The sequence below is a fragment of the Arthrobacter sp. 10T413_2 genome (assembly GCF_056394205.1).
On record NZ_JBFTHK010000202.1, the window covers coordinates 1 to 7048 of the forward strand.

7 protein-coding genes are annotated in these 7048 nt (G+C 68.8%); 3 read left to right on the plus strand and 4 right to left on the minus strand.

The window, feature by feature from the left end; all coding sequences use genetic code 11:
• Positions 1 to 306 precede the first annotated feature (306 nt).
• Positions 307 to 1161, plus strand: a complete 855-nt coding sequence (locus tag AC1DBQ_RS20270) for a GerMN domain-containing protein (RefSeq protein WP_476930219.1) — start codon at positions 307 to 309, stop codon at positions 1159 to 1161.
• Positions 1162 to 1190: 29 nt separating this feature from the next.
• Here the strand turns inward: AC1DBQ_RS20270 and AC1DBQ_RS20275 are convergent, their stop codons facing one another.
• From AC1DBQ_RS20275 to hrcA, 3 genes are all read right to left on the minus strand, one after another.
• Positions 1191 to 1982 carry a 16S rRNA (uracil(1498)-N(3))-methyltransferase gene (locus AC1DBQ_RS20275; RefSeq protein ID WP_476930220.1) on the minus strand — a complete coding sequence of 264 codons (792 nt, stop codon included), beginning with the start codon at positions 1980 to 1982 and terminating at the stop codon, positions 1191 to 1193.
• Positions 1983 to 1984: 2 nt separating this feature from the next.
• Positions 1985 to 3115: a molecular chaperone DnaJ gene (dnaJ, locus tag AC1DBQ_RS20280; protein ID WP_116767672.1), complete on the minus strand. Its 1131-nt coding sequence runs from the start codon at positions 3113 to 3115 to the stop codon at positions 1985 to 1987.
• A 77-nt stretch (positions 3116 to 3192) separates the two neighbouring features.
• Positions 3193 to 4206 carry a heat-inducible transcriptional repressor HrcA gene (gene hrcA / locus AC1DBQ_RS20285; RefSeq protein WP_476930221.1) on the minus strand — a complete coding sequence of 338 codons (1014 nt, stop codon included), beginning with the start codon at positions 4204 to 4206 and terminating at the stop codon, positions 3193 to 3195.
• Positions 4207 to 4536: 330 nt separating this feature from the next.
• On the opposite strand from hrcA, the gene AC1DBQ_RS20290 reads away from it, so the two are divergent.
• Entirely contained in the window at positions 4537 to 5385 is an 849-nt protein-coding gene (locus AC1DBQ_RS20290) for a DUF3097 domain-containing protein (protein WP_476930222.1), read from the plus strand.
• A 135-nt stretch (positions 5386 to 5520) separates the two neighbouring features.
• Positions 5521 to 5940 (plus strand): DUF4870 domain-containing protein, encoded by a 420-nt coding sequence (locus AC1DBQ_RS20295; RefSeq protein ID WP_476930223.1) that lies wholly within the window; start codon positions 5521 to 5523, stop codon positions 5938 to 5940.
• A 130-nt stretch (positions 5941 to 6070) separates the two neighbouring features.
• Here AC1DBQ_RS20295 and AC1DBQ_RS20300 read toward each other — a convergent pair.
• A partial coding sequence (locus AC1DBQ_RS20300; RefSeq protein ID WP_476930224.1) for a coproporphyrinogen-III oxidase family protein occupies positions 6071 to 7048 on the minus strand: 978 nt, incomplete at its 5' end.

Sequence of the window (7048 nt, forward strand, 5' to 3'; positions counted from 1 at the left end):
GCCTCATATCGTTCCCGTTGCAGTTCCGCCGGGCGCCCCCAAACCGGACTTTCGCCCCGGGCCTGTGTGCCATGCTGGAATTCGGCTGTCCTCCAGGGCTCCGGGCCGGGCGCCCGGCGGGCCAAGAAAGGGCAGCCACCGGCGGTCCATGCCGCCCACAAAACGGATCATCCCCGCCCGGCGTGGCGTGGTACACGAAGGGACAGCAGCATCAGGCAGCGTGAGGTTCAACAGTCAGCAGCGGKACGCGTCCGTCGCGTCGCGCTGGTGCTCGTGCTGCCCGCCGCCCTCCTTCTGTCCGGCTGCGTGGCGACTCCTCAGGGCGGCATCACCAATTCCAGCAGCCCGTCGGAGCTGATTCCGGACGCGGCGTCGGGTGCCCCCACCACCAGCGCTCCGCTGGAGACCGCGCAAACGTCGAACAAGGCCCCGGTGTACTGGATCGGGCGGAGCAACGACAACGCCTTCCTGTACCGCGAGTTCCGTGACGTCCCGKATCAGGACAACCCGGTCACGCGCGCCCTGCGGGTGATGATGTCCCAGAAGCCGCTCGACCCGGACTTCTTCACGCCGTGGCAGAATCCGAAGAAGCTGTCGACGTCGATTTCCGGCAAGAACGTCATCACGGTGGATGTCTCGGCCGATGCCTTCAACAGCAACGTGGACGCGGCCATGGCCGAGCGCGCMATCCAGCAGCTCGTCTACACCGCGACMGCAGCGGCCGCCAGCGCCGGCCTGATMRATTCCGGACAGCAGGTCCAGGTGGTGGTGCTCGTCGACGGGCATACGGACTATGTCGCCTTCAATCATGTCCGGCTCGGCGCTCCGACGTCGCGCAGCGCCGGGATGGTTGCCCCCGTGTGGATCATTGATCCRCAGGAAGGCACGTCCGTCGCTGACGGGTCCGTCAAGATCAGCGGCCGGAGCACCGTTCAAGGCGGGAAGCTTCGCTGGGAGATCCTCAAGGTGGACGGCGATAACGCCAAATCCGCCTACCTCAACGGCAACGCGACGGCTTCGGCCGACTCCGCGCAGTCCGGGCTGTTCACCCTGTCCGCGAACCTCGGCCCKGGACGCTATGAAGTCCGCGTGTCCCAGGTGGACCCGGCGKACAGCTCCAGGGAAGTGTTCACCGACACCCGAGGCTTCACGGTCAAGTAGTAGTCACGGTCAAGTAGTCTCGCGGCCGGCTACCAGCGTCCGAGGATGTCGCTGGCCAGCACGGTGGCGGCGGGTCCTGCCGTGGAGGAGCGCAGCACATGGTGGCCCAGCAGGGCTGTCACCGCGCCTGCGTCGCACAGCCGGGTKACCTCCCGCGGGCTGATGCCGCCTTCCGGGCCCACGATCAGCAGAACTTCACGGGGCCCGTCGTCTCCGCCGGGCCCCGCCTCGCCTTCAGCAGCACTGTCCAGCCAGGCCTCGAGTACTTGCCGCAGGGGACGTACAGCGTCCTCGTGCAGGACGACCGCGAGGTCCGCGGCTGCCACGGCGGCCTGCAGCCCGGCACCGTCGACGGCGGCCCGGACTTCCGGGATCCAGGCCCGGCGGGCCTGCTTGGCGGCCGCGGTCACCACCGACTGCCACTTCGCATGCGCCTTCGCGGCACGTTCGGCCTTCCACCGGACGATGGACCGCTCGGCCTGCCAGGGAATGACGGCGTCGATGCCCAGCTCGGTGGCGGTTTCKGCCGCGAGCTCGTCGCGGTCGCCCTTGGCGAGGGCCTGGACCAGAACCAGCCGGATCGCGGGTTGCGGCTCCGCGAGGAGGTCCAGGCACTCGACGGTCAGTTCGCCGGGAGCGACGGCGACGACGGTGCCGGTCAGGCGCTTGCCGGCGCCGTCGGCGATATCCACGGCCTCCCCGACGGCGAGCCGCTTGACGGTGACGGCGTGGCGGGCTTCGGTGCCTTCGAGGACGAAGGCCGAGCCGGGGACCTGCTGATCCAGGGTGCCTGGGGCGGTGAAGAAGACCGGGTTACTCACCGCTACAGGTTACCGAGCCGGTCCCGGAGTTTGGCGAAGACACCGCCGCTCGCGGCAAGCTTTCCCGCGGTGAAGTGTTCGCCGCGGTGCTTGGCCAGTTGGCGGAGGAGTTCTTCTTGGGCGTGATCAAGCTTGACCGGCGTTTCGACCTGCAGGTGCACCTTCAGGTCGCCGCGGCCGTGGCCGCGCAGGTGCGTGACGCCGAGGCCGCGCAGGGTGATGATCTCGCCCGACTGGGTGCCGGCCTTGACGTCGATCTCCTGCTCGCCGTCGAAGGTCTCCAGGGTGATTTCGGTGCCGAGCGCGGCAGCCGTCATGGGGATGTTGAGGCTGGCGTGGAGGTCGTCGCCGTCGCGGACGTAGGTGGGRTCGTTGTTGACCCGGATCTCCACGTACAGGTCACCGGCCGGGCCGCCGGCGGGGCCCGCCTCGCCCTGGCCGGACAGCTGGATGCGGGTGCCGGTGGCAACGCCGGCCGGGACCTTGACGGTCAGGGAACGGCGGCTGCGGATCCGGCCCTGGCCGCTGCACTCGTTGCAGGGGTCCTTGATGACGGTGCCGAAGCCCTCGCAGGAGCCGCAGGGAGCCGACGTCATGACCTGGCCGAGGATGGACCGCACGGCGCGCTGGACCTGGCCACTGCCGCCACAGATGTCGCAGCGGACCGGGTGGCTGCCCTCGCGGCAGCAGGAGCCCTCGCAGGTGGGGCAGATGACGGCCGTGTCCACTTCGAGCTTCTTGTTGACGCCGAACACGGCGTCGCGGAGGTCGATGCGTACGCTGATCAGCGCGTCCTGGCCGCGGCGGATMCGGGAAGCCGGGCCGCCCTGGCCGCCGCCGGCGCCGAAGAAGGTCTCGAAGATGTCCTGGAAGGCGAAGCCCTGGCCGGAGTAGCTKCCGCCGCCGAAGCCGTTGTCGGTGCCGTTCTCATTGCCGGTGGTGTCATAGACCCGGCGCTTCTGCGGATCGGAAAGGACCTCGTAGGCGTGGGTGACCGCCTTGAACCGGTCCGAGGCGTCCTCCCCCGGGTTCACGTCAGGGTGCAGGGTCCGGGCCAGTTTCCGGTAGGCCTTCTTGATTTCCTCCCCCGTTGCRTCGCGGGAGACTCCAAGAACGTCATAGTGGCTGCTCAAAGTGTGTATCTCTTCCTTGTTGTTCTGCCTGTGGGGCACTGMCTGTCGGGCAAAAGTAGCGTTCGGTCMCGGGCCGGTCAGGGCCCGAGGATCCTCGAAAGGTAGCGGGCCACCGCGCGGACGGCGGCCATGGTGGTGGGATAGTCCATCCGGGTGGGCCCCAGGACGCCGACCTTGGCCGTGGCGTCCGGCCCGTAGGCGGTGGCCACCACCGAGGCCTCGGCGAGGCCGTCGTACGGGTTCTCCCGTCCGATGCTGACCGTGACACCCCGCGGGTCTTCGGCCATTTCGCTGAGCAGGCGCAACATGACCACCTGCTCCTCGAGGGCCTCCAGCACGGGGCMGATGCTGAGCGGGAAGTCCACGTTGGAGCGGGCCAGGTTGGCGGTCCCGGCCATGACCATACGCTCCTCGCGGCTGCTCGTGGCCAGGGCCTCGAGGCCGCGGGCCAGGGCCTGGGCTGCGCCGCGGCGCGCCGGCGGCCCGCTCKCCACGACGGCKGCCAGCAGTTGCGGCATCAGGCTCAGCGGGGTTCCGGAGAGGCTGGCCAGGAAACGGCTGCGCAACTCCGCCAGTGCGTCGTCGGCAATCTCCTGACCGACGTCGATCACGCGCTGCTCCACCTTCCCGGTGTCCGCGATCAGGACCGCCAGGACCTTCCGGGGCGCCAGCAAGACGAATTCGATGTGCCGCACCCGGGCGCGGCTGAGCAGCGGGTACTGCACGACGGCGACCTGGTTAGTCAGCTGCGACAGGAGCCGCACGGTGCGGTCGAGGACGTCGTCGAGGTCCTCTGATCCTTCCAGGAGCGCCTGAATGGCCCGGCGCTCGGCCGGAGACAACGGCTTGACGGCCGAGATCTGGTCGACGAAGAGCCGGTAGCCCTTGTCTGTGGGAATCCGGCCGGCACTCGTGTGCGGTGCCGTGATGAGGCCTTCGTCTTCCAGTGCGGCCATGTCATTGCGGATCGTGGCACTGGAGACACCAAGATGGTGCCGTTCAACCAGCGCCTTGGACCCGACTGGCTCGCGGKAATGGACGTAGTCCTCCACGATGGCGCGCAGCACTTCGAGTTTGCGTGGTTCGCTCACGCTCCACCTCCAATCGACGGTCCCGCAGCCGGTGCCGCCCCAGGACCGTTCGGTTCGCGTCCCCGCGTGCTGCGGGGGCGGTCTGTGACCGGACAGGGGTTAGCACTCGACATGCCTAAGTGCTAACCAGTCTAATATGAGTCGCCGCGTTGTTAGCATTGGATTCGCTCCGGGCGTTGCCTGCGGGACCACGAGGATCCGTCACGACGGAACGGGAACCGCGGCAGCCGCTGCCGTTGCCGCGCCCCTGTGGTCCGGTTCGGGCCCCTTCGGGCCCCGGAGAGTTCCACCGACMGCCGTACATTCCGAGTGCAAAGTAAGCGTGTAGAGATGTCGTACCAGAACTGGGGACCCCAGGACCTGTCCGCCCCCGCCAAGACGCAGTTGCCGGAAGTCCCGGTGGAACGCGGGATGGTCCTCGAGGAGGTCCAGTCCGGCTGGGTGGGCGCCGTGACCCGGGTGGAAAAGTCCGGCGGCATGCACGTGGTGGCGCTCGAGGACCGGCGGGGCAAGTCCCGGTCCTTCCGCCTCGGCTTTGGCTTCCTTTTGGAGGGGCAGCCGATCCGGCTGATGCCTCCGGCGCCAAAGGCGGCGCCGGCCGCCGGTCCCGGCMGCACGGCGTCGGGCTCGGTCCGGGTGGCGGGACAGCGCGCACAGGTGGCCAAGGCCAGCCGAATCTGGGTGGAAGGCAAGCACGACGCCGAGCTCGTGGAAAAGGTTTGGGGCGATGACCTCCGGGTGGAGGGAATCGTCGTCGAGCCGCTGCACGGCATTGACGACCTCGCGGCCGCGGTGGCGGAGTTCCGCCCGGGTCCGGGACGCCGGCTGGGCGTGCTGGTTGACCACCTGGTKCCCGATTCCAAGGAATCGCGGATTGCCGACGCCGTCATGGCTTCGCCGGGTGCCGCCGGCAACGTCCTGATTGTGGGCCACCCCTACGTGGACGTGTGGCAGGCCATCCGGCCTGCGGTCCTGGGGATTGAGCGGTGGCCCGTGATCCCCCGCGGCGTGGACTGGAAAACCGGCATCCTGACGGCGTTCGGGTGGCCCCACTCCACCAAGGAGGAYATAGGCCTCGGCTGGCAGAAGCTCCTCGGCGCCGTCCGCAGCTACGCCGATCTGGARGCGTCCCTGCTGGGCCGCGTCGAAGAGGTCATTGACTTCCTTACCGTGCCGTAGCCAGCCGCTCCGTGATCTCCATTTACGCGTCCAAGCAAGTATTCTTGAAACGGCGGCCGCGCTCCCAGCGCGGTCCCGGCTATTCCAGGCACAACCCAGGCAGCAACGCATCACCGCAATCCGAAGGGCTTCACCGTGGCAGATAACGCACGCGAACACACGGGCAACCAGGCCGGCCATGGCCAGCCCCSGTACCATGGCGTTCCGGCAAATGCGCTGCCGCTGACGGCCGGCGAGGACCGTCAGTGGGCCACGCTGGCGCACTTCGGCGGCATCCTGGGCTGCGTGCCGTCGCTGCTGATCTACTTGATCTTCAAGGACCGTGGCCCGTTCACGGCCCAGGAGTCCAAGGAAGCCCTCAACTTCACGCTGCCGCCGACCATCGCGGCCGTGCTCGCTAATCTGCTGGTCTTCATTCCCGTGGTGGGCAACCTCTTTGCCGTGCTCGCCACGGTGATCTGGATCGCCGTGACCTGTTTCTCGGTGGCGGCGGGCATCCATGTCAACCGCGGCCAGCCGCACCGCTACGAGTTCAACCTGCGCTGGATCAAATAGGCCGGCCCGGCCCCAAGCGCACGGCCCAAGAACAGCAGAGCCGGCCGCTGCCCCCAAGGGGCGGCGGCCGGCTCTTTGTATATCCACGGCCCGGGTGCGTCCGGGCTCCCCCGGGCAGAGGGGCAGCGCCTTAGTCCGGCAGGATCCTGCGGACCACGGCGTCGGCCAGGAGCCGGCCCTTGAGCGTGAGGACCAGGCGCCCCTTGAAGGCAGCCGCGGGGTCCACCAGGCCGTCGGCGATCAGCCCGGCGACMGCGTGCCTGCCAGTGTCTCCCAGGCCGCCGAGGCTCGGGATGTCCAGCCCGGAGTTCAGCCGGGCCTCAAGCATGACCMGCTCCACGTTGCGGGTCTCGGTGTCCAGCGTCTCCCGTCCGGCGGCCGGCGACGCGCCGGTGCCCAGACGGTTGGCGTAGGCGGTGGGGTGTTTGACGTTCCACCAGCGGACGCCCCCGACGTGCGAGTGCGCCCCGGGGCCGATGCCCCACCAGTCGTCCCCCCGCCAGTAGGCGAGGTTGTGCCGGCAGGCCTGTTCGGGGGTGCGGGACCAGTTGCTGACTTCGTACCAGGCGAGCCCGGCCGCGGAAATCAGTTCGTCGGCGAGCTCGTATTTGGCGGCGTGGTCGTCGTCGTCGATTTCCGGCACCTCGCCGCGGCGGATCTGCACCGCAAGCTTGGTGCCGTCTTCAACAATCAGGGCGTAGGCGCTGATGTGGTCGGGGCCGTAGGACAGGGCGGTCTCAAGCGAGTAGCGCCAGTCAGCCAAGGATTCCCCCGGCGTGCCGTAGATCAGGTCAAGGCTGACCGCGAGTCCCGCCTGCCGTGCCCACTGCACCACCTCGGGCACCCGGCTGGGCGTGTGGGTGCGGTCCAGGACCTTCAGGACGTGCGGCACGGCCGACTGCATGCCGAAGGAAACGCGGGTGAACCCGGCGTCGGCCAGCAGCTGCAGGGATTCCGGGGTGACGGAATCCGGATTGGCCTCCGTGGTCACTTCGGCGCMGGGCTGCAGGCCCCAGGCCCCGATCGCAGCCGTGAGAATGCGTGCCAGGTMCTCCGCCGGCAGGAGCGTGGGCGTGCCGCCGCCGAAGAAGACGGTGCTGAGCGGGCG